Source organism: Streptomyces sp. NPDC090442, from assembly GCF_044769405.1.
GTDB lineage: Bacteria > Actinomycetota > Actinomycetes > Streptomycetales > Streptomycetaceae > Streptomyces.
Genome location: NZ_JBIVXW010000056.1, coordinates 26,550 through 46,308 on the forward strand (window position 1 = coordinate 26,550; position 19,759 = coordinate 46,308).

Sequence of the window (19,759 nt, forward strand, 5' to 3'; positions counted from 1 at the left end):
GGCCGGGGTCAGAAGGGCTTGGTCGGCAGGTACTTGCCGTCCAGGGTGATCACCGCGCGCTCGCCGCCCTCGGGGTCGGCGACCTTCTTCACGTCCAGCCTGAAGTTGATCGCGGAGATGATGCCGTCACCGAACTGCTCGTGGACCAGGGCCTTGAGGGTGGTGCCGTAGACCTGGAGCATCTCGTAGAAGCGGTAGATGGTCGGGTCGGTGGGGATGCCGCCGGGGATCGAGCCGCGGGTGGGGATGGCCTGCAGCAGCATCACCGCGTCCTCGTCGAGGCCCAGCAGGCCGGCGACGGCGCGGGCGGACCGCTCCGGCAGGGCGTGCTGGCCGAGCACGGCGGCGGTGACGAAGGCGACCGACAGCTCGGCGGCGTCGGCGATCTGCTGCCAGGTCAGGTCCTTGCGGGTCTTGGCCTCGACCGCGGCGACGGCGAGCGCCTGGCGCGCGTCGGGGTGGAACTGGGCGTGGGCGGTGGGGTTCGTCATGGGGTGGGTTTCCTTACGTTGTAGGTGGGTTGGTTGGGGTGGGGGCGGGCGGTGCGGGCGGGGCCGCTGCCCGGCAGGTCAGGGGGTGGTGGTGACGGGGTCGACGGTGCCCGCGGCGATGTCGTAGACCCAGCCGTGGAGGCGGACGGTGTTCTCGGTGAGCGCGTGGGCGACCGAGGGGTGGGTGGCGAGGTTGGCGAGCTGTGCCCGCACGTTCTGCCGGACCATGGCGGCCACGTCCACGGGTTCGCCGGCGGCCTCGGCGCGGGCCCGGGAGGCGTCCGCGTGGTGCAACCAGTGGGCGAGGGCCGGCGCGTCGGAGAGGTCGTGGCCCTCGGCCAGGGCGGTCATCGCGCCGCACGCCGAGTGTCCGCAGACCACGATGTCGCTGACGCCGAGCGCGGCGACGGCGTACTCGATGCTCGCCGTCACGCCGTCGCCGGAGCGGCGGCGATAGGCGGGGACGAGGTTGCCGGCGGTGCGGATGACGAACAGTTCGCCCGGTTCGCAGGCCGTGATCAACTCGGGGACGACGCGGGCGTCGGAGCAGCCGATGAACAGGGTGTGGGGTTGGTGGTGGGTGGCCAGGTGGCGGAACAGGTCTGCCTTGGCCGGGTAGACGTCCCGCTGGAAACGCGTGAGGCGTTCGGCGAGGTCGGGCATGGGCGGTCCCTTCGATCCGTGCCGGCCTGTCCGTTCTGGCCGGCGAGATTCACCTTGCACGACCTGCCTCCATAGAGTCCAAGAGTAATCAGCCATGTTTGCCATAGATGGCATCTATAGTTGCTTCTATAGTGGCGGGTATGGCCCTGGAACTGCGTCATCTGCCCTGTTGGACGACGACCTCGATCTCGGCATCGCGTTCACGGGGCCGCATCTGCCCGGGATCGAGGCGGCGGACCTGTTCACCGAGACCCTCAGCCTGGTCACCGCCGCGCCCGAACCCGGCACCGACCGCCCGCAACCACTCCCGGTGACCGATCTGGCGGCACGCCAACTCGCGCTGCTCAGCGGCGACTTCGCCACTCGCGTTCACATCGACCGCTACTTCGACCAGCACCACGTCGACCCCCGCATCACGGTGGAGGCCAACTCCATCCAGGCACTCACGAGATCGTCCGGCGCACCTCGCTGGCCACCGTCCTGCCCGACGCCATCACCCACGACCACCCACACCTGACGCCCCTCCCCCTGGCCCCCGCGCTCCCCACCCGCACGGTCGCCCTGCTCCGCCGCTCCGACGCCTACCGCAGCGCCGCAGTACGCGCCTTCACGCTCCTCGTCCGCGAGCTGGTCCGCGGTCGGGGGTACACGCCGGCCTGAACGACGGGTGCGGCCCGCACGGAACGCAGGAAGTCAGTCGCAACTCCGGCCCACGGCAACCACACTGGGACGCGCAGGCACCACACGTAACGAAGGAGCGCACCGCAGTGAAGATCGCCGTGGACGACCTCTCCGGACCCGAGATCGCCGCCTTCCTCGCCGCGCACGTCGAGCAGATGCGTGCGGCCTCGCCGCCCGAGAGCAAGCACGCCCTCGACCTCGACGGCCTCCGCAGGCCCGAAGTCACCTTCTGGACGGTGCGGGACAACGACCAACTGGTGGGGTGCGGCGCGCTCAAGCGGCTGGACGCCCGTCACGCCGAACTGAAGTCGATGCGCACCGACCCGACCCGCAAGCGGAGCGGGATCGCCTCCCTGCTGCTGGAACACCTCATCGCCGAGGCCAGGTCCCTCGGCTGCACCCGGCTGAGCCTGGAGACCGGGGCGAGCGACTTCTTCCTACCCGCCAGGAAGCTCTACGAGAAGTTCGACTTCGCCGCCTGCGCGCCGTTCGCGGACTACCGTCCCGATCCCCACAGCGCGTTCCTGACACGGGAGCTGTGACGCCGGGGCCGTCCCGGTCCGTCGGGCGCGCGCCGGACCGGGGCGGGCGGATCCCGCTGCGTAGCATGAGGCGGTGGCAGTATTCCGGATCGCTCGCACGGCACCGCTCTCCCCCGAGGTCGCGTGGCGGCGGTTGACGCGCTGGGAAGCCCACGCGGCGCGCGTGCCGTTGACCACGATCACCGTGACGACGCCGCCTCCCGCCGGGTTGGGCACCACCTTCGTCGCCCGCACCGGCCTCGGCCCCGTGTCCTTCGACGACGTGATGCGCGTCGTGGAGTGGGAACCGCCGTCGGGCAGTTCCGCCGCCGGGGTGGTGGGCCGGTGCCGGGTGGAGAAGCGGGGGCGGCTGGTCTCCGGCTGGTCCACGATCGAGGTGGCCCCCTGGGACGAGGGCTGCCGCGTTGCCTGGAGCGGCGAGATCCTCCTGCGCGCGCTGCCTGGTGTCTCGTTTCCGGTGCCGGCCTGGTTGGCGCGGTGGCTCTACGAGCGGATCTTGCAGGGGTTGTTGGAACGCTAGGGGCAGGAAGTTCCCTGGCGCCTCACCGTGCGGTGTCCGGCTGTGCGGGCTCCGACTGTGCAGTCAGGAACTCCCTTACCACCGCGGCGAATTCGACGGGGGCGTCGTCGTGTACCCAGTGGCCGCAGTGGGGGAACTCCCGCAGGGTGGTGTTCGGTCGGCGTCCGGCCATGTCCCGCGCCATCGGCGTCGGCAGGATGCCGCTGTCCAGGCCGTGCACCAGCAGCGTCGGGCAGGTGGAGCCGAGCCAGTCGGGCCACCAGTCACCGATGAGCGACTCCTGCGAACGGACCATGTCGTCGTAGTCGAAGAGGAACCCCCAGCCGTCGGGCTGTTCGACGGCGCTCTCCAGGAAGTAGCCGGCGTCCGGGATGCCGTGCGCCTCCACCTGGCGGCGCAGTTCGCCCAGTGTCGGCGCCCGGCGCGGCCAGTCGCGTACGTCGAGGACCGGATGCGCCATCTCGGGGCGGCGGTTGAGCGCGCCGCCCTCCTCGACGATCAGCGACCGGACGAGTTCCGGGTGGCGCGCGGCCATCCGGAAGCCCATGACGCCGCCCATCGAGTGGCCGAGCACCGGCAGCGGGCCCAGTCTCAACTCCCGTACGAACGCGGCGGCGTCGGCGGTGTAGGCGTCCGGGGTCAGGTCGTCGTGGCGTTCGCTGTGGCCGTGGGCGCGCTGTTCCAGTGCGATCACCCGGAACTCCGGCGCCAGCGCGGCGGCCAGCCCGGCGAACTGTCGGGCCCGACCGAAGTGCCCGTGCAGCGCCAGCACCGGCTGCCCCGGCCCGCCGGCATCCGCGTAGGCGAGGCGCAGGCCCCGTACGGTCATCGTCTTCACGGTCATGGGGATCTGCGTGGCAGCGGCAGTCATGGGGTGCCTTCCTGTGGTGGTATACCGTCGGATGGGTTTCTGGGCCGTGGACCACGTGCCGTCACCGCAGACGAACTGCGCCGGCGGAAGGGGGCGTTCGGCCCCGCGCCCGCATCGCTCCCGAAAATCGGTTGCCACCGTTCGTATCGTCTCTTGTGTGGCAGACATCGACCCGGGTATCGACCCAGACATCGACTCTAGTGCGGCGGACAGTGCGGACGTCGCCGGTTTGCTGGTGGCCTACGACCAGCAGATGCGGGGCGAGCCGCCCAACCCCGCGGACGGGGTCGTCTACGAGCAGGACGGTCCGCTGTTGCGGGTCGTCGGGCAGTTCCGCGGCTTCGTCAGCGCTCCGCGCGATGTCGGCGTGCGCGGCGCCGAGTTGGACCGGTTGATCGCCCGTCAGCGGGACTTCTTCGCCGCGCGCGGGGAGGCGGTGGAGTGGAAGACCCGGGGGCACGACCGCCCCGCCGATCTCACCGAGCGGCTGCGCGCGGCGGGCTTCGTTCCCGAGGAGCGGGAGACGGTGCTCATCGGCCGGGCGGAGCGGATGGCGGCGGCGCCGGTCCTGCCGGACGGGGTCACCCTGCGGCGGGTGACCGCGGATGCCGACATGCATCGCATCGCCGCGATGGAGTCGGAGGTCTGGGGGCAGGACTGGGGTTGGTTGGGCGAGGACCTGATCGGCCGGGTGGCGGCGGCGCCGGAGGCGATCGCCGTTCTGGTGGCCGAGGTCGGGGGCGAGGTGGTGTCCGCCGCGTGGCTGGTGGTGCGGGAGGGGACCGAGTTCGCGGGGCTGTGGGGCGGTACGACGCGTCCGGCGTGGCGCGGTCGGGGCATCTATCGGGCGCTCGTCACCACCCGCGCCGAGCTCGCGGTGGCCCGTGGCGTCAGGTACCTCCAGGTCGACGCGTCGGACGACAGCGCGCCGATCCTGCGTCGGCTGGGTTTTCAGGCGGTGACGACCACGACGCCGTATGTGTGGTCGCCGTGGTCAGGGGCGTGATGCGGGCGGGGAGGTAGCGAGCTCGGTTCGTCGGCCGGGCAGTCGGGGCGGGTTCGCGGCCGGGCGGCCGTGGAAGGCGGTGCGGTAGGACTGCGGGGTGGTGCCGACCACGCGGCGGAACCGGTCCCGGAAGGCGGTCGGCGAGCCGAAACCGGCCTGGTGGGCGATGCGTTCGACCGGGTGGTCGGTGTTCTCCAGGAGGTACTGGGCCCGGCGGACCCGGGCGCGCAGCAGCCACTGGAGTGGGGTGGTGCCGGTCTGTTCGCGGAAGCGGCGGCTGAAGGTCCGTTCGCTCATGCCGGAGCGGGCGGCCATGGCCGTGAGGGTGATCTCGTGCGCGAGGTTGTCCTCGATCCAGTCGAGGACGGGCTGGAGTGTGGAGCCCTGGGGCATCGGTGGGTGCTCGTGGACGATGAACTGCGCCTGGCCGCCCTCGCGTTCGAGCGGCATGACGGACAGCCGGGCGGCGTCCGCGGCGATCGCCGAGCCGAGGTCGCGGCGGATCATGTGGAGGCAGAGGTCCAGGCTTGCGGCGGCGCCGGCCGAGGTGAGGATCTGGCCGTTGTCGACGTAGAGGACGTCGGGCTGGACCTCGATGTGCGGGTAGCGGCGGGCGAGTTCGGCGGCCGCGATCCAGTGGGTGGTGGCGCGCAGGCCGTCCAGAAGTCCCGCCTCGGCCAGGACGAAGGCGCCGACGCAGACCGAGGCGATGCGGGTGCCGGCGGCCGCCGCTTCGCGGAGTGCCCGCAGGGCCTCCGGGTGCGGTGCGCCGGCCTGTTCCGAGCAGCCGGGCACGATGACGGTGTCGGCCTCCGCCAGTGCGTCCAGTCCCCGTTCGACGTTGAGGGTGAAGCCGTCGGTGCGTACCTGGGGCGTGGGGGCGCAGAGCCGTGTCCGGTAGGGGCGGCGTCCGTCGGGCAGGCGGGTGCGGCCGAAGATCTCCAGGGGTGCCGCCATGTCGAACGGCACCACATGGTCGAGGACGAGGATGGCCACGGTGTGCATGGCGACACGATAGTTGGATTCCCGCCAGTGGTCAGTTCCCTGGATAGCGGCGGTGGAGGCCACATAGGCGCTCTGCAGAGCGTTGGCGGGAATCCGTGGAAAGTTGTCATTCTGGCCACTGTGTGGCGCGGGTCGGACTTTCTAGCGCGCACTGCTGATCACGACTGGAGAAGAGGCACCGCATGCTCGTCCACTGCGTACTGTTCGACGGCTTCGACCCGCTGGATGTCATCGCGCCCTACGAGGTGCTGCACTGCGCCGGCATGCTCACCGAGGGGGCCGTCCGCGTCGAGTTGGTGAGCGCCGAGGGGGCGCGGGAGGTGCCCAGTGGGCTGGCGGCGGTGTCCCTGCGCGCCACCACGGCGTTGGATCCGGCGCGCGCCGACGTGGTCGTGCTGCCCGGGGCGGTGGGCGATCTGCGCGATCCGGCGGGGCTGAGCGCGGCGGAGCGGGCCGGGACCATTCCGGAGATTCTGCGGCGGGCCGTCGACACGGACCTGACGCGGTTGGCCGGTGCGGCGCTGGCCCGGCCGGACACGTTGGTGACGACGGTCTGCGGCGGGTCGCTGCTGCTGGCCATGACGGGTCTCATCAAGGGGCGTTCGGTCAACAGCCATGACATGGGGCGGGAGTTGCTGGTGGCCACCGGCGCCGAGCACGTCGACGCGCGGGTGGTCGACGACGGCGATCTGATCACCAGTGGTGGGGTCACCTCCGGTCTCGATCTCGCCCTCTACGTGGTCGAGCGCGAGGTTGGTCCCCGGGTGGCGCGTGCCGTCGAGCGGGTCTTCGCTCACGAGCGGCGCGGCACCGTCTGGTCCGCCACCGGCGCCGCGCCGGCGCAGCCCCTCCCCTTCTGACCTCCCCGTCGATCAGCTCGCTTCACTCAGCTCACTTCACTCATCTCTGTTCGCTCAGCTCTCTTTGCTCGCTCAACGAGAAAGTCTCTTTGGCACATGTACCTCGTAGTTCCGCGGTCGGTGGGCCGTGGCGGTCCGGTCGACGGGTGGTCGACGCTCTCCCAGTCCCGGGTCCGTGCCCGCTCCTCCTGGACGGTTGCCGACCGATGACCAAGATTTTGCTTTCGCTGCACGTTCTGGCCGCCATCGTCGCGGTCGGCCCGGTCACCGTGGCCGCCAGCATGTTCCCGCCGGCCGTCCGTCGGGCCCAGGCGGGTGGGGACGGGGCGGGCACCCGGGCGGATGCGGTGGGCACCGTCCGGCTGCTGCACCGCATCTGTCGGGTGTACGCGGGGGTCGGCATGGCCGTGCCGGTGTTCGGCTTCGCCACCGCCTCCGCGATGGGGGTCCTGGGCGACGCGTGGTTGATCGTCTCCATCGCCCTGACCGCGGCCGCCGCCGGTGTCCTGGTCGCCCTGGTGTTGCCCCGGCAGGACGCCCTGCTGGTCGCCCTCGACGGCGACGAGCCGACCACCGCACCGCCCTACCGTCCTGCCCAACTGGCCATGTTCACCGGGCTGTTCAACCTCCTGTGGGCGACGGTGACGATCCTCATGATCATCCGTCCCGGCTCGACGACAGGAGCATGACGTGCCCGTTACGCCCACCCGCCGGCCCCTGCGCGCCGCGGCCACCGTCGAACTGGTTTCGCTGATCATCCTGCTGACCAACCTGGCCACGGTGCACCTGCCGGCCGTCTCCTCACTCGCCGGCCCGCTCCACGGTTGCGCCTACCTCTTCACCATCGGGGCCGTCGCCCGCGACCCGCATCGCACCGGCCGGTCGGTGCTGCTGGCCTGTCTCCCCGGGGTCGGCGGCCTGCTCGCGCTGCGCCGGCTCACCAGCACCGGGACGGTCGCCGCCACGGCCGCGTGAGCGCGGCGCGGGGGCCTGCGGGCGCCCTCCGGCGCTCCATACGGGGTCGCACCCGGCCCCGGGACCCCGGCAGTCGGGGAATGCTGCCACACTGTGCGTGCCGCAGCGGTGTTCCGTGTCCCGCGGTCGCCGCTCGGGCGGCGCGGCGCGGGGCACGGCGCCGTCGGCGAGCACATCGATTGACCTGGTGAAAGGGTTCCCATGGTGGCCTCCGCAGGGCACAACAAGAACGGCAGCGAAGCGACGCGAAAGGGCCCTCGCGGCAACTGGCGCAACTACGCGGTGATCGGCGTCGGGCTCGCCGTGATCTGCGGCGCCGCGGCCTGGATCGGCCAGTACGCCCGGTCCGGCGAGGCCACCGCGTTCGAGCCGCCGTCCAACGCCGTGGGGACGACGGCCGATGGGGACAAGCTGGCCCTTCCGGTCAAGCCGACTATTCCGGTCACCTTGACGGTGTACGAGGACCCGCGGAGCCCGGAGTCGCGGGCCTTCGCCCAGCAGTACTCCAAGACGTTCGGTCAGCTCCTCGCGTCCGGCCAGGCCCAGATCAACTACCGTCTCGTGACCGCGAGCGACCGCCAGTACGGCGGGTCGGGTGCGAAGGAGGCCGCCGCCGCGGCCGCCTGTGCTCAGGACCAGGGTCGGTTCAGCGAGTTCATGGACCAGGTGTGGGCGAACCAACCGGCCCCGCAGCAGGACGGCTTCAAGAACCGGACGCTGCTGAAGAAGATGGCCAAGAAGGCCGGAAAGATCGAGCACGACGCGTTCAACCTCTGCCTGGACCGTGGCACGCGGCAGGGCTGGGTGACCAAGTCCCAGCAGGACTACGCCAGTTCGGGTCTCGGCCCGGTCCCGGTCGTGCAGCTCAACGGGAAGACGATCGCCGACCCCGCGACCAAGCTGACGCCGAGCAAGCTGACCGCCTTGGTGAACAAGGAGGCCCAGAAGGTGGCGGCCGCGGGCCCGACGGCCTCGCCGTCGCCCAGCCCCTCCTCCTGACGCGACCCCTGGGGGCCGGGTCCGCGACTGTCCGCGGACCCGGCCCCCAGGGCGTTCACGCCAGCGTGACCAGCTCCCGATAGTCGTCGCTCCACAGGTCCTCGTCCGCGTCCGGCAGCAGCAGGACGCGGTCGGGGTGCAGGGCGTCCAGGGCGCCCTCGTCGTGGGTGACCATCACGATCGCTCCGGGGTAGGAGTCGACGGCGGCCAGCACCTCGTCCCGGGAGGCGGGGTCGAGGTTGTTGGTCGGCTCGTCCAGGAGCAGCACGTTGGCTCCGGAGTGGACCAGTCCGGCCAGTGCGAGCCGGGTCTTCTCGCCGCCGGAGAGGACGCCGGCGGGTTTGTCGGCGTCGTCCCCGGTGAACAGGAACGCGCCGAGCACGCGCCGGCGTTCCTGGTCGGTGAGGTGCGGGGCGGCCGCGGCCAGGTTGTCCAGGACGGTGCGGGCGCCGTCCAGGGTGTCGTGTTCCTGGGCGAAGTAGCCGATCCGTAGCCCCTGGCCGTGCACCACCCGGCCGGTGTCCGGGGTTTCCGCGCCGGCCAGGAGGCGCAACAGGGTGGTCTTTCCGGCGCCGTTGAGGCCGAGGATCACCAGTCGGCTGCCCCGGTCGACGGCGAGGTCCACGCCGCGCAGGACCTGGTGGTCGCCGTAGGACTTGGTCAGGCTGATCGCGCCGAGCGGCATCCGGCCGCAGGGGTGCGGCTCGGGCAGTCGGATGCGGGCGGTCTTCTCGGTGCGTCGGGTGGGTTCCAGGTCGGCGAGCAGGCGGTCGGCGCGGCGGGCCATGCTCCTGGCCATCGTGGCGGTCGCGGAGCGGGCCTTCATCTTGTCCGCCTGGGTGCGCAGCGCCGTGGCCTTGCGCTCGGCGTTGGCCCGTTCGCGGGTGCGGCGTCGGGTGTCCGCCTCGCGCTGGGTCAGGTACGCGGTCCAGCCGGTGTTGTGGAGGTCGATCGCGGCGCGGGTGGCGTCGAGGTGGAGGACGCGGTTGACGACGCCGGCGAGCAGGTCGGTGTCATGGCTGATGACGACCAGGCCGCCTTGGTGGGAGCGGAGGAAGGTGCGCAGCCAGGCGAGCGAGTCCGCGTCGAGGTGGTTGGTCGGCTCGTCCAGGAGGAGCGTGCCATGGTCGCCGGCGAAGAGGATGCGGGCCAGTTCGACGCGGCGGCGTTGGCCGCCGGAGAGCGCGCCGAGGGGCCCGCCGAGGGCTCGTTCGGGCAGTCCGAGGCCGGCGGCCACCCGGGCCGCCTCGGCCTCCGCCGCGTAGCCGCCGGCGGCCTGGAAGGCGGCCTCGGCGCCGGCGTAGGCGGTCATGGCCCGGTCCAGGGCGCGGCCGCCGTCGGCGTCGGCCATCGCGGATTCGGCGGCGCGGAGCCGTTGGCGGGCGGTGTCGAGGCCGCGGGCGGACAGGATGCGGTCGGTGACCGTCCGGGTCGGGTCGGCCGCGCGGGAGTCCTGGGCGAGGTGGCCGACCGGGCCGGTGGGGGTGATGGTGCCGGCCGCGGGCTTGGTGTGGCCCGCGAGGGCGGTCATCAGGGTGGTCTTGCCCGCTCCGTTGCGGCCGACCAGGCCGATCCGGTCGCCGGGCGAGACGGTGAAGGAAACGTCGGACAGCAGCAGGCGGGCACCCGCGCGCAGTTCGACATCACGAACGGTGATCATGCTTGAACACTCCGAAAACAGCGAAGGACACACTTCTGGCGTGGAAGCGGGTCCTCAGCTAGGAAATTCGGGGCGTAGACATGCGGCCACCGTAACGGATGCCTGCTGAGCAGGGCATCCGTTTTTACGGTGGCCCGTTGGATGGTCAGCCGGCGAGTTCGCCCAGCAGCTTCCAGGTACGGCGTCGGTCGGCGTCGCCGGCCATCTCCGTCCCGGCGAACACCACCTCGCTCGCTCCGGCGTCCCGGTAGCGCTGGACCTCGGCGGCGACGGTCTCCTCGTTGCCGATCACGGCGACGTCGGAGGCCCGTTGGGCACCGGACAGTTCGATGACCCGGGCGTAGGAGGGGACCTGTTCGTAGAAGGCCAGGTTCTCGGTGGCGGTGGCGCGGACCGCGTCGACGTCGTCGGTGACCACGCCGTGGACGAGGGCCACGATGCGGGGGGCGGGGCGCCCGGCGGCCTCGGCGGCCTTGGTGACGGCCGGCACGATGTGCTCGGCGAGGGCGCGGGGTCCGGCGAGGTAGGGCAGGATGCCGTCGGCCAGTTCGCCGCTGGCTCGCAGCGCCTTCGGGCCCATGGCGGCGACGAGCACCGGGACGCCGGACTCGGCGCCGGGCACGCGGGCCGGGATCGGGGTGGCGGCGGTGAGCAGTTCGCCGTGGAAGTCGGCGTTGCCGGTCTCGGTCAGTTGTCGTAAGGCGGTGAGGAATTCCCGCAGGCGGGCCACGGGCCGTTCGAAGGGGAGCCCGAAGCCGCCTTCGGTCAACAGCTTGGTGCCGAGGGCCAGTCCGAGGTGGTAGCGGCCGTGGGTGGCGGCCTGTGCGGTCTGTGCCTGGCTGGAGACGATCAGCGGGTGTCGTCCGAAGACGGGGATGGCGGACGTGCCCACGTGCAGTCCGGGCACCTCGCGGCCGACGATCGCGGCCAACTGGGGCGAGTCCGCCCCGAAGGTCTGCCCGAACCAGGCGGACCGCAGTCCCGCGGCCGCGGCTTCCTTGGCGAGCTCCACGCTCGCGTCGATCTGGTTGGCGGGGGTGAGCGGATTGAGAGCAACTCCAACAGTCATGTTCGTGGAGAACAGGGGATGTTGGTGGTCTATTCCCCGTCAGGGTGACGAGTTGATGTCGGGTGTCTGTCGTGCGGAGCCGGCACCGTGGCGACCTCCTGCTGGTGGCGAAGCTCCTTGGCGGTCTCCGGGGCCGAGGTCGGCCAGTAGGTCGCTCAGCACGGCTTCTTCCTCGATGCGGACGCCGAGTTCGGTGAGGGCCGCGGGCAGGTCGGGGTCCCAGGCGGCGGGGGTGGGTGTGCCGGTCAGGATGGGGGCCAGGGGGGTGGTGGCGGCTGCGTTGCGGTAGTCGGTGGTCGTGTAGCGCCAGGGGTGCCAGGGGACGCGGTGGAGCAGCGTGGTGGCGATGCGGAGGCCGCCCCAGTCGAAGTCACCGTGGTAGCGGAGGGTGGAGCCGTGGGTGTGCAGGTGGTGCAGCAGGGTGAGGGCGGCGGCCGAGGGTTGGCCCTGGAGGCAGACCAGGGGTTGGCAGTCGGTGCCGTGGGTGTCGGCCGCGGTGGCCAGGACGGTCGGGTTCTCGCAGACGTGCACCACGGTGGGGGCCGTGCGCGGTGGGGTTCGGGTGAGTTGGCGCAGGGTGAGGACGGCTGGTTCTCCGGCGTCGGTGAGCCAGTCGAGGGCGGGGGTGCCGCGCAGGCCGAGGGTGAGGACGGTGGAGGAGAGCGCGTCCTTGAGGAGGCCGGCGCACGCCCATGCCTCGCGCCGCCATTCGGCTCCGGTGCCGTCCGGGAAGCCGGTCAGGGCGCGGATGCCGGACAGGACGAGGGTGGCGAGCGGGGTGCCGTCGTCGAGGGCGTGGGCGTCGCCGAGGGTGCGGGCGGCGAAGGCGGGCAGGGAGACGGCGGGGTCGGCGGGCAGTCGGTGCAGGACCTCTGCGGTGTCGGCGAGCAGGGCCTTGGCTGTGTGTGGTGTGCGGGCGAGGCGGCGTACGAGGCCGTCGCTGCGCAGTTGGTGGGCCCAGTCGGCGAGTTGGGGTGTGGTGGTGTGGACGAGGGTGTCGAGGGGGGTGTGGGCGTCGCGCCAGTCGTTGGCTTCCTGCTCGCGTTGGTCGGCGAGGCGGGTGACGGGGCCGGTGAGGGCGGTGACGGCGGTGACGAGGCCGTGGGGGCTGGCTCCGGAGCGGCGTAGGACGGCGTCCACCGCGTCGAGGCGCAGGCTCAGGGACCGTCCGGTGCCGGGGCTGCGGCCCAACAACCGCTCGGCGGCAGCGCGCTGTTCGGTGGTGGGGGCGGCCAGGGTGACCGGGCCGGTGAGGGGTTCGTCGCGCTCCATGCGGCGGCGTACGCGGTCGACCAGCCAGCCCAGTTCGGGTGGGCCGAGGAGTCTGGTCAGGCGGTCGTGGTCGACGGGGGGTGGGGACTGTCCGGGTGCGTCGGGGTCCGCGTGCGGTGCCGGTTCCCGGCCGGGTTCCTGGTCGGCGTTCACGTCCACAGGGTGTCCTGGCTGTCGGCGGGTCCTGCGGGGAGCTGTGCGGGGATGTGGGGGGAGGGTGTCGGTGTGTGGGGTGCCGGTTCGGTGCCTCGGGTGCGTTCGGTTCCGTCCCATTCCCAGCGGGTCACCAGGACTGCCTGGATCTCGTCGACGCGGGAGAGTTGGGCGATGGCGATGCCGGGGACCTCGGGGTAGCAGGCCCATTCGCGTTCGCTGGTCATCACCACGTCCAGGTCGAACGCGTGCAGCAGGCCCAGGCACTTGGCGCGCGAGTCGTCGTCGACGCCGGCGAACGCCTCGTCGAGGGTGACCAGGCGGGGGGCGTTGGCGGCGGCCGTGGCGTAGTGCGAGGAGGCGGCGGCGAACAGCGGCACGCTCACCGCCAGGACGCGTTCGCCTCCGGAGGCGGGGCCGGTGGCCGGGACCCATTTTCCGTGCTGGTGGCGTTCGATGCCGAACTCGTGCCAACTGCGGTAGTCGAGCGCGGTGGTGAGCACCTCCAGCCAACTGCCGGCGGTGTCGTCGGACTGTCGGCGGCCGATCTGGGTCTGGAGGAACTCCCCGACGGCTGCCCGGTCCTCGGGGGTCCAGGCGTCGGCGGACTGGCGCAGGCGCTCGCGTGCCTGGGCCAGTCCGGCCGGTGCCTTGCGGGAGGGGCGCCAGACCAGGCGGAGCTTCATGCCGGTGGAGGTGGGGCGCTGGTCGAGCTCGGCGTTCATGGCGTTGACCTGGCGTTCGGCGGTGCCGATGAGTTCTTGGAGGGTGCCGGCGACCTCGGTCAGCAGGTGGGTTTCGAGGATCTCGCGTTCGTGTGCGGACAGGATGCGGGTCAGCTCGGCGACTTCGGTGGCGAGGGCCTCGGCCAGTTCGGGGACGGCTCGTTCGCGGCCCTGGTAGATGATGTCGACGACCATGCCGTCCTCGGCGATCCGGGCGGTGGCGGTGTGGCCGCCACGGGAGAGCGCGTCCTGGAGTTTCTTGTACTCCTCGCTGAGCTTCTTCTGTACGCGTTCCCAGGCGCCTGCGGAGTCGTCGGTGCCGGCCAGTTCGGCTTCGATGGTGCGGGCGAGGGTGACGGCGGGGGTGGCGGCCCACGGTCCGCCGTCCAGGGGCGGCACGGTGGCCTGCGGCAGCGCGACGGTCAACAGGCCGGTGGCGGCGAACCGTTGGAGGGCGGCGATGGCCTCGGCGCGGGCCGCCGTCGCCTCGCGCAGGTCGACCTCCAGTCGTTCGATGTGTCCTTGGGCGAGGTGTGCGCGCCGGTCGGCGGCGGTGTGGTCCTCGCGGGCCTGGCGTTGGTCGCGTTCGCATGCGGCGCGGGCCGCGGTGGTTTCGGCCAGGCGTCGTTCCAGTTCCGCGACGGCGGCTCCCACTGTGGAGCGCAGGGTGGCGTGGCGTTCCTGGGCGGCGCCGGCGAGCTGGCGCGACTCCTCGGTGCGCAGGGTCAGTTCGGCCGTCCTGGTGCCGGCCTGTTCGGCTTCCGCGCGCTCGTCGGCGAGGGCCTGCTGCGCGGCGGTGTGTTCGCGCAGAGCGGGCCACAGAGCGGCGAGGACGGCGGTGTAGTCGGCCAGGGCCTGGCGGACGGAGGCGAGTGCGCCGCGGTCGGCGGGCAGGTTCACGGCGGTGGCGGTGTCGGCGAGTTCGGTGTCCGTCTCGGCCTGCCGTCGGGTCACCTCGGCCAGTTCGGTGGAGCGTTCGTCGCGGCGGGTGCGGGCCCGGTGGGCGGCGTCCGCGGCGGTCGCGGCGAGGGCGTGGGCGTGGCGGAGGGCGGCGTCGTCGGGGACGGCGGCCAGTTCGGCGTCCAGGGTGCGTCGGCGGTGGGCCACCGCGATGCGTTCGGCCTCAAGGCAGGTCGTGTCGTCCTTCAGGGCGGCCAGTTCGCCGCGCAGCGCGGTGATGCGGGCTCGGCGTGCCTCCTCGCGGGCTCCTTCGCCCACGTACGCGGCTGCCTCCTTCGACCAACTGCCGGTGAGGGCGCCGACGCGGAAGCGGCCGTCCGTCGCCACCCAGGTGTCGTCGCCGGAGCCGAGGCCCACGGCTGTCAGGAGGCGGGCCACCGTCTGCTCGCCCACCGCCGTGGCGCGGGCGTCACCGTGGTCGACCGCGGGCCGCAGTACGTCGGCGAGGGTCGGCCCGGTCGGCTGGTGGGCCGGTGGCAGGGGGGACAGGAGGGTGTCGTGCCCCTCGGCGTGGACGGTGGTGCCGTCCGGGCGCACCCAGGCGTCCAAGAGCCCGGATGCCTCCAGTGCGGCTTCCAGTCCGGCCCGTTCGGTGGCGGTGATGTGGTCGTGGAAGTCGACCAGTCGCCACAGGGGTGCTCCGGGCGCCCGGTCGCGCACGCCGGGGGTACGGGTCGGGGGTGCGGCGGGGCCGCGCTGGCCGCCCGCCTCCAGTTCGGTCAGCTCCCGCTCGGCCTCGGCGTGCCGGCCCCGCAGGGCGGTCAGTTCCTGTCCGAGGGCGGCGCTGCGGTCGGCCAGGTGCGCCGCGCGTACGCGGTGGGCCTCGCCGGCCTGTTCGCGTGCCGGGTAGGGGCCTTGGAGGTGGGTGACCCAGTCCTGGAGTGCGTCCAGGAGGCCGGTGGGGTCGGCGACGGTCAGTTCCTCGCAGGAGTCCAGGTGGCCGCCGACGAGGGTGACGAGTTCCCGGCCTGCCGCGGTCGCCCCCTCCTCCGCCCGGGTCTGCCGCTCGGCGGTGTGGCCGGCCTCGATCTCGGCCTCGTCCAGGCGGCGGGCGGCGTCCCTCCGTTCGCCGGCCGCGGTCTCGGCGTGTGCCATCAACTCCTCGACGTGGTCGAGGGTGCGGCGCCTGCGGGCCACCGACTCCCCCGCCGCACGGCGCAGTTCCGCCTCCGGTACGCCGTCGGTTTCCGGCAGGCCGTCGAATCGGGCCGCCGAGGCCGCTTCCCGCTCGCGGGCGAGGGTATCCGTGATCTGCTCCGCGGCCGTCGTCAGGCGGCGTTGTGCGGTGTCGAGGCGGCCGAGTGCGCGGGTGTGGGCCTGGCCCGCCTGTGCCTGGTCGGCCGCCGCGCGGGCCAGTTCGTCCGCGGTGCGGCGGGCGTCGGCTGCCGCCTGTTCCAGCTCGCGGGCGCTGCGCATTTCGGGGCCCTCGCGCAGTGCGGCGTCCTGTGCCGTGAGCCGGGTGGCGGTCTCCGCGAGCTCCGCGAGCAGGTCGGCGGCGGTCGTCCGGGCCTTCTCGGCGTCCGAGCGGTCGGTCTCGGCGGCGGCCAGGTCGCGGTGGAGCTGTTCGTAGCGGGCGTGTTCGGTGCGGGGCAGGCGGGCCCGGCGGCGGGTAGCGACCCGGGCGTAGCGGCGGTAGTGGTCGAGGAAGGCCGAGGCGGCCCGCTCCGCCTCGGCGGCGGCCCGCAGTTCGTCCTTCTCCTCGTCCAGGGACCGGAACGCCTCGGCGACGTCGGCGATCACCGCCTGGTCCATCGGCGGCAGCGATTCGGTCAGCGCGCGGGAGAGGGCGACCTCGTTGGGGCGCTTGGACAGTTGCGGCTGCCGTAGCTGGATGAGGAGGTCCACCAGCGCCGCGTGGCGTCGCTCGCCGAGTCCGAACAGTGCCTCGTCGACGGCCCTGCGGTATGCCTTGGCCTGGTCGTAGACCAGGCCGCGGCCGGCGATGGCCTCCGCGAGCCGGTCGCGGGAGAGCGCGGTGTCGGTGGCGTCGAGCAGGCTCAGTTCCTCGCCGACGCGCTGGTCGGTGACGGCGTACCAGTGGCGGGCGATGCCCCGCCCGGACACCGCCTTCAGTCCGCAGGCGAGGGTGACGAAGTGGTCCTGGCCGCTGGTCTCGTCGCGGCGGCCGAACTCGATCCAGGTGTAGCCGAGTCGCTCGGGGTGCTGGTGCTGCCCGCCGAGCAGCAGGTTCCACTCCATGCGCTTGCCGGGGTCGGCGTCGGGCTCCACCCGGCGGGCGGAGAGGTCGCCGTCGAGGAGGAAGGGCAGGGTCAGGGCGAGGACCTTGGACTTGCCGGTGCCGTTGTTGCCGCGCAGCAGCAGGCGGCCGTCGTGGAACCAGAACTCCTCTTTGTCGTAGTAGAAGAGGTCGACCAGTCCGATGCGCAGCGGCCGCCACCGACCGGGTGCGGGGAGGGGCAGGGCGGTCACGACGCTGGGGCCTTTCGTTGCGGAGTGCGGGTGCCCGGTTCGAGCACGACGGTCTCGCCGACCGCGTAGCGGGCGAGGGCGGGGAGGGGGGCGACGCCTCCCGGTGTGCGCGTGACGAGTCCGAGTGCGGTGAGTTTGGTCAGTGCCTGTTCGACCAGTTCGGCTTCCGCGCCGGGCTGTTTGGCGCTCTTGGACCAGAATCCGCCGTGCTCGACGGCCAGTTCCCGCACCCGGCGTTCCAACTCGCCGCGGCCCACCTCGCCGCCGGCGGCCGCGAGGTGTTCGGCGAGCAGCAGGGTGACGTGCCCGTGGGTGCCCTGCTCGGGCATGCGGACGTCGGTCAGGTCGTCCAGTGGGTCGACCATGGCGATGCCTTCGGCCCGCACCTCTGCCACCAGGCCGGTCAGTTCGCTGATGCGTGCGGTGATGAAGCCGCGCTGCCGGGTCAGGTAGACGAGTTCCTCGTCGGCCAGCTCGTCGTAGTACAGCACCGGGTCGTCCAGCAGGCAGCGGGTCAGGGTCTGGCGGATCGCGCGGAACCGCAACTCGTCGCTGTCCAGGGCGCTTTCCGCGATCAGTCCGGCCAGGCGGTCGTCGGCGTCCTCGGCGGCGACGGTCGAGGGTCCGTGGCGGGCGGCGAGCAGTCCGGCCAGGACCCGGCGCTCCACGTCGTAGAGCACGTCGCCCGCGCCGCTGACGTAGGCGTCCTCGTCGCCGGCGACCCGGCGCAGTACGCCGTACCGCAGCAGCAGCCGCACCACCGCGGCGAGGTCCAACCGCTCGTCACGTCGCTCCAGCGTGAACTGCACTCCGGCGGTGGCGAGTTGGGGATCCGCGGCATCCAGTACGACCTGTTCGGCGAGTCGGCCGAGGGCGATCTGCGCCTCCCCGCGTTCCAACGCTGCCAGGGCCAGGCACAGCAGTACGTACCGGCGGCGGGTGAACGGTGCCTGCGCCCTGGACGCCTCGCGCGCCGGGTGGGTGGGGTCGGCCGGGGCGCCGGGGGTCTTGCGCAGCCGGGCGGCCTCCGCGTCCACCCGCAACGACCATCCGACGTTGCGGTCGAACCAGTCGCGCAGTTCGGCGGCGTGCTGCCGCACCAGGCGGTACTCGTCGGCGTAGGGGCCGTGCGCCAGCAGCAGCGGCTCCTTCAGCAGGGCGCGGGCGGCCTTCTGGAACTCGGCCGCGCGCCGGCTGTCCAGTACCTCGCCCAGGGGTGTGGTCATGGCTCCTCCCTCACAGGTCCCCGCGCCGGGGTGTCGTGCGTACGGACCCGGCCGCTCCGGGTGAGGTCGGTGATCTCGACCAGGTGGTCCGGGCCCCGGAACACTCCCCCGGGCGTGCGGATCTCGGCCTTCGTGCCGTCCGTCAGCGCCGTGAGGCGGATCTCCATCGAGCCGTCGTTGCTGGTCACCATCGTCGTGGTCATGTCCGGCCGCCAGGTGGCCAGGGCGTCGCCGAGCAGCCGCAGGAACAGGCCGAAGGCGAGTGGATCGAGCTCGCCGAGCGCGGACAGTCGGGTGGTGCCGTCCGTTGCCAGGCGGGTGCGGGCTGCCGTGATCTCCGCGGCCTGTCTGGCGGCGATCTCGGCGAGGCGTCGCCGGTCCTCCGAACGGTCCTGCACCTTGCGGGTCTTCCCGCGCCGCTCGTAGCTGCCGGTGCGGCGCAACTGCGGGCTGATGCGCAGCGGTTCGGCCTCGCCCCACGGGGTGGAGGCCAGCACCGGATGGGCGGTGCGCTCGGTGAGGGTGTCTGCGTCGATGGTGAGGTGGCGGGCGGGGTAGAGGCCGAAGGCGGCGCGCCACAGCCGATGCCTGGCCTCGTCGTCGGGCGCCTCGGCGAACCAGCGGGCCAGGGTACGGAAGTCCGCCGACCGATCCGACCTTCCCGCCCGACGCTCGTTCAACTGTCGCACCACCGCGAGAAGTTGGGGAATCGCACCCAGTGCACGACCACGGAGCAGGCGCGCCTGTGACTCGCGGCCGTCCGCCGAGACGAACCAGGCGGACAGCCCCGCCCAGCGCCCCGCCCAGCGCGCGTATGCCTGCGCTTCCGCGCTCTCCAGCTCGTCCGGTGCGGCGTCCGCGGCCTCACGGACCGCCGCCAGCCGCAGCAGCGCATCGGCCCGGTTCTGCCCCTCCAGCTCCCCTATGAGCAGGGCGATCCGGCCGCCCAAGGTGATCAGGTCCTGGATGAACCGCTCCAGGTACTGGATCAACCGGTCCTTGTAGGCGAGGAAGACCTCGACCTCCACGCCGTGCAGGTCGATGGTGCGCTGCAACGACCCCATGAACGCCCGCGCGTTCTCCGCCAACGCCTCGAACCGACTGGCCAGCGCGGACAGCGCCAGGTGGGCCTTGGCCGCGTCCGGCTCCTCCTCCCCCGCGATCACCAGCAGGGCCCGCAACTGCGTGACGATGTCGTGCAGCGCCACCGCCTGGAGCGCGCCGCGCCGCCCCAGCGCCTCGTCGTACGCGGATAACGCCTGTTCGGCGGCCTCTCCGGCGTGCGTGAGCTGGTAGATGAAGCGCTTGCGGTAGAAGTCCTCGACCGCGGTGACCCGGGAGGTGTCGGGGTCCGCCCTCAGGTTGCCCCAGTCGACGAGGCTGTCCAGTGCCTTGACCACGGTGTCCAGTTCGGCGGGCCGGTGTTCCGGCGTCAGCGCGGCGTGCACGTCCTCCGGACGCAGGTGCACCGCGAACCGCTCCTTGGCCGCCAGGAATGTGCCCATCACCCGGCGGTAGAGGGCGGAGTTGGGCACGGTGAGATGCGCGAAGGGGGCGTATCCGGCCCGATCCGGCTCAACAGGCTGCGACGTCATCGCCGGACATTCTTCCTGACGCACACCCCGAAGCGGAAATCCCTTCCGAACCATGG

17 protein-coding genes and 1 pseudogene are annotated in these 19,759 nt (G+C 72.4%); 8 read left to right on the forward strand and 10 right to left on the reverse strand.

The features are described from left to right. Positions 1-8: 8 nt before the first annotated feature. Positions 9-491, reverse strand: a complete 483-nt coding sequence (gene cynS / locus ACIQU6_RS31555) for a cyanase (RefSeq protein ID WP_403485132.1) — start codon at positions 489-491, stop codon at positions 9-11. Between the two features lie 78 nt (positions 492-569). Continuing rightward, entirely contained in the window at positions 570-1,154 is a 585-nt protein-coding gene (locus ACIQU6_RS31560; RefSeq protein WP_403485133.1) for a carbonic anhydrase, read from the reverse strand. Positions 1,155-1,314: 160 nt separating this feature from the next. Between ACIQU6_RS31560 and ACIQU6_RS31565 the strand changes: the two are divergent. From ACIQU6_RS31565 to ACIQU6_RS31575, 3 genes and pseudogenes are all read left to right on the forward strand, one after another. Next, positions 1,315-1,814, forward strand: a pseudogene (locus ACIQU6_RS31565) (LysR substrate-binding domain-containing protein); the annotation flags it as partial. Positions 1,815-1,921: 107 nt separating this feature from the next. Then, positions 1,922-2,377, forward strand: coding sequence for a GNAT family N-acetyltransferase (locus ACIQU6_RS31570; protein WP_403485134.1), 456 nt, complete (start codon positions 1,922-1,924; stop codon positions 2,375-2,377). Positions 2,378-2,450: 73 nt separating this feature from the next. Further along, the gene (locus ACIQU6_RS31575) at positions 2,451-2,897 is read left to right on the forward strand and encodes an SRPBCC family protein (protein ID WP_403485135.1); all 447 of its coding nucleotides are present in this window, start codon (positions 2,451-2,453) and stop codon (positions 2,895-2,897) included. A 22-nt stretch (positions 2,898-2,919) separates the two neighbouring features. On the opposite strand, the gene ACIQU6_RS31580 is transcribed toward ACIQU6_RS31575, so the two are convergent. Next, the gene (locus tag ACIQU6_RS31580; RefSeq protein ID WP_403485136.1) at positions 2,920-3,768 is read right to left on the reverse strand and encodes an alpha/beta fold hydrolase; all 849 of its coding nucleotides are present in this window, start codon (positions 3,766-3,768) and stop codon (positions 2,920-2,922) included. A gap of 253 nt (positions 3,769-4,021) precedes the next feature. On the opposite strand from ACIQU6_RS31580, the gene ACIQU6_RS31585 reads away from it, so the two are divergent. Next, positions 4,022-4,774 (forward strand): GNAT family N-acetyltransferase, encoded by a 753-nt coding sequence (locus ACIQU6_RS31585; RefSeq protein WP_403485164.1) that lies wholly within the window; start codon positions 4,022-4,024, stop codon positions 4,772-4,774. Here ACIQU6_RS31585 and ACIQU6_RS31590 read toward each other — a convergent pair. Next, positions 4,763-5,779, reverse strand: a complete 1,017-nt coding sequence (locus ACIQU6_RS31590; protein WP_403485137.1) for a GlxA family transcriptional regulator — start codon at positions 5,777-5,779, stop codon at positions 4,763-4,765. The genes ACIQU6_RS31585 and ACIQU6_RS31590 overlap by 12 nt on opposite strands. 182 nt (positions 5,780-5,961) lie before the next feature. Between ACIQU6_RS31590 and ACIQU6_RS31595 the strand changes: the two genes are divergently transcribed. From ACIQU6_RS31595 to ACIQU6_RS31610, 4 genes are all read left to right on the forward strand, one after another. After that, complete coding sequence (locus ACIQU6_RS31595) at positions 5,962-6,639, forward strand: DJ-1/PfpI family protein (RefSeq protein ID WP_403485138.1); 678 nt, start codon at positions 5,962-5,964, stop codon at positions 6,637-6,639. 206 nt (positions 6,640-6,845) lie between these two features. Then, on the forward strand, positions 6,846-7,328 hold the full coding sequence (locus ACIQU6_RS31600; RefSeq protein WP_403485139.1) for a DUF2269 family protein: 483 nt from the start codon (positions 6,846-6,848) through the stop codon (positions 7,326-7,328). A gap of 1 nt (position 7,329) precedes the next feature. Then, positions 7,330-7,614 carry a DUF3817 domain-containing protein gene (locus ACIQU6_RS31605; protein WP_403485140.1) on the forward strand — a complete coding sequence of 95 codons (285 nt, stop codon included), beginning with the start codon at positions 7,330-7,332 and terminating at the stop codon, positions 7,612-7,614. Between the two features lie 201 nt (positions 7,615-7,815). Continuing rightward, a complete protein-coding gene (locus tag ACIQU6_RS31610; RefSeq protein WP_403485141.1) occupies positions 7,816-8,613 on the forward strand; it encodes a DsbA family protein in 798 nt (265 codons plus the stop codon). A gap of 55 nt (positions 8,614-8,668) precedes the next feature. On the opposite strand, the gene ACIQU6_RS31615 is transcribed toward ACIQU6_RS31610, so the two are convergent. The 6 genes from ACIQU6_RS31615 to ACIQU6_RS31640 all read right to left on the reverse strand — a co-directional run bounded on the left by ACIQU6_RS31615 (position 8,669) and on the right by ACIQU6_RS31640 (position 19,703). Further along, positions 8,669-10,273 (reverse strand): ABC-F family ATP-binding cassette domain-containing protein, encoded by a 1,605-nt coding sequence (locus ACIQU6_RS31615; protein WP_403485142.1) that lies wholly within the window; start codon positions 10,271-10,273, stop codon positions 8,669-8,671. Between the two features lie 145 nt (positions 10,274-10,418). Further along, positions 10,419-11,342 (reverse strand): LLM class F420-dependent oxidoreductase, encoded by a 924-nt coding sequence (locus tag ACIQU6_RS31620; RefSeq protein ID WP_403485143.1) that lies wholly within the window; start codon positions 11,340-11,342, stop codon positions 10,419-10,421. 39 nt (positions 11,343-11,381) lie between these two features. Then, positions 11,382-12,767, reverse strand: a complete 1,386-nt coding sequence (locus ACIQU6_RS31625; RefSeq protein WP_403485144.1) for a TIGR02679 family protein — start codon at positions 12,765-12,767, stop codon at positions 11,382-11,384. Then, positions 12,764-16,882 carry a TIGR02680 family protein gene (locus ACIQU6_RS31630; RefSeq protein WP_403485145.1) on the reverse strand — a complete coding sequence of 1,373 codons (4,119 nt, stop codon included), beginning with the start codon at positions 16,880-16,882 and terminating at the stop codon, positions 12,764-12,766. Before ACIQU6_RS31630 ends, ACIQU6_RS31625 begins: the two co-directional genes overlap by 4 nt. Further along, positions 16,879-18,108: a TIGR02678 family protein gene (locus ACIQU6_RS31635; protein ID WP_403485146.1), complete on the reverse strand. Its 1,230-nt coding sequence runs from the start codon at positions 18,106-18,108 to the stop codon at positions 16,879-16,881. Before ACIQU6_RS31635 ends, ACIQU6_RS31630 begins: the two co-directional genes overlap by 4 nt. Further along, a complete protein-coding gene (locus ACIQU6_RS31640; RefSeq protein WP_403485147.1) occupies positions 18,105-19,703 on the reverse strand; it encodes a TIGR02677 family protein in 1,599 nt (532 codons plus the stop codon). Before ACIQU6_RS31640 ends, ACIQU6_RS31635 begins: the two co-directional genes overlap by 4 nt. Positions 19,704-19,759: the final 56 nt, after the last annotated feature.

Excerpts from the sequence above, each read along its gene's own strand:
- cynS (WP_403485132.1), bottom strand. The coding sequence starts at position 491 with ATGACGAACCCCACCGCCCACGCCCAGTTCCACCCCGACGCGCGCCAG.
- ACIQU6_RS31560 (WP_403485133.1), bottom strand. The coding sequence starts at position 1,154 with ATGCCCGACCTCGCCGAACGCCTCACGCGTTTCCAGCGGGACGTCTAC.
- ACIQU6_RS31580 (WP_403485136.1), bottom strand. The coding sequence starts at position 3,768 with ATGACTGCCGCTGCCACGCAGATCCCCATGACCGTGAAGACGATGACC.
- ACIQU6_RS31585 (WP_403485164.1), top strand. The coding sequence starts at position 4,022 with ATGCGGGGCGAGCCGCCCAACCCCGCGGACGGGGTCGTCTACGAGCAG.
- ACIQU6_RS31590 (WP_403485137.1), bottom strand. The coding sequence starts at position 5,779 with ATGCACACCGTGGCCATCCTCGTCCTCGACCATGTGGTGCCGTTCGAC.
- ACIQU6_RS31595 (WP_403485138.1), top strand. The coding sequence starts at position 5,962 with ATGCTCGTCCACTGCGTACTGTTCGACGGCTTCGACCCGCTGGATGTC.
- ACIQU6_RS31600 (WP_403485139.1), top strand. The coding sequence starts at position 6,846 with ATGACCAAGATTTTGCTTTCGCTGCACGTTCTGGCCGCCATCGTCGCG.
- ACIQU6_RS31610 (WP_403485141.1), top strand. The coding sequence starts at position 7,816 with ATGGTGGCCTCCGCAGGGCACAACAAGAACGGCAGCGAAGCGACGCGA.
- ACIQU6_RS31615 (WP_403485142.1), bottom strand. The coding sequence starts at position 10,273 with ATGATCACCGTTCGTGATGTCGAACTGCGCGCGGGTGCCCGCCTGCTG.
- ACIQU6_RS31620 (WP_403485143.1), bottom strand. The coding sequence starts at position 11,342 with ATGACTGTTGGAGTTGCTCTCAATCCGCTCACCCCCGCCAACCAGATC.
- ACIQU6_RS31635 (WP_403485146.1), bottom strand. The coding sequence starts at position 18,108 with ATGACCACACCCCTGGGCGAGGTACTGGACAGCCGGCGCGCGGCCGAG.
- ACIQU6_RS31640 (WP_403485147.1), bottom strand. The coding sequence starts at position 19,703 with ATGACGTCGCAGCCTGTTGAGCCGGATCGGGCCGGATACGCCCCCTTC.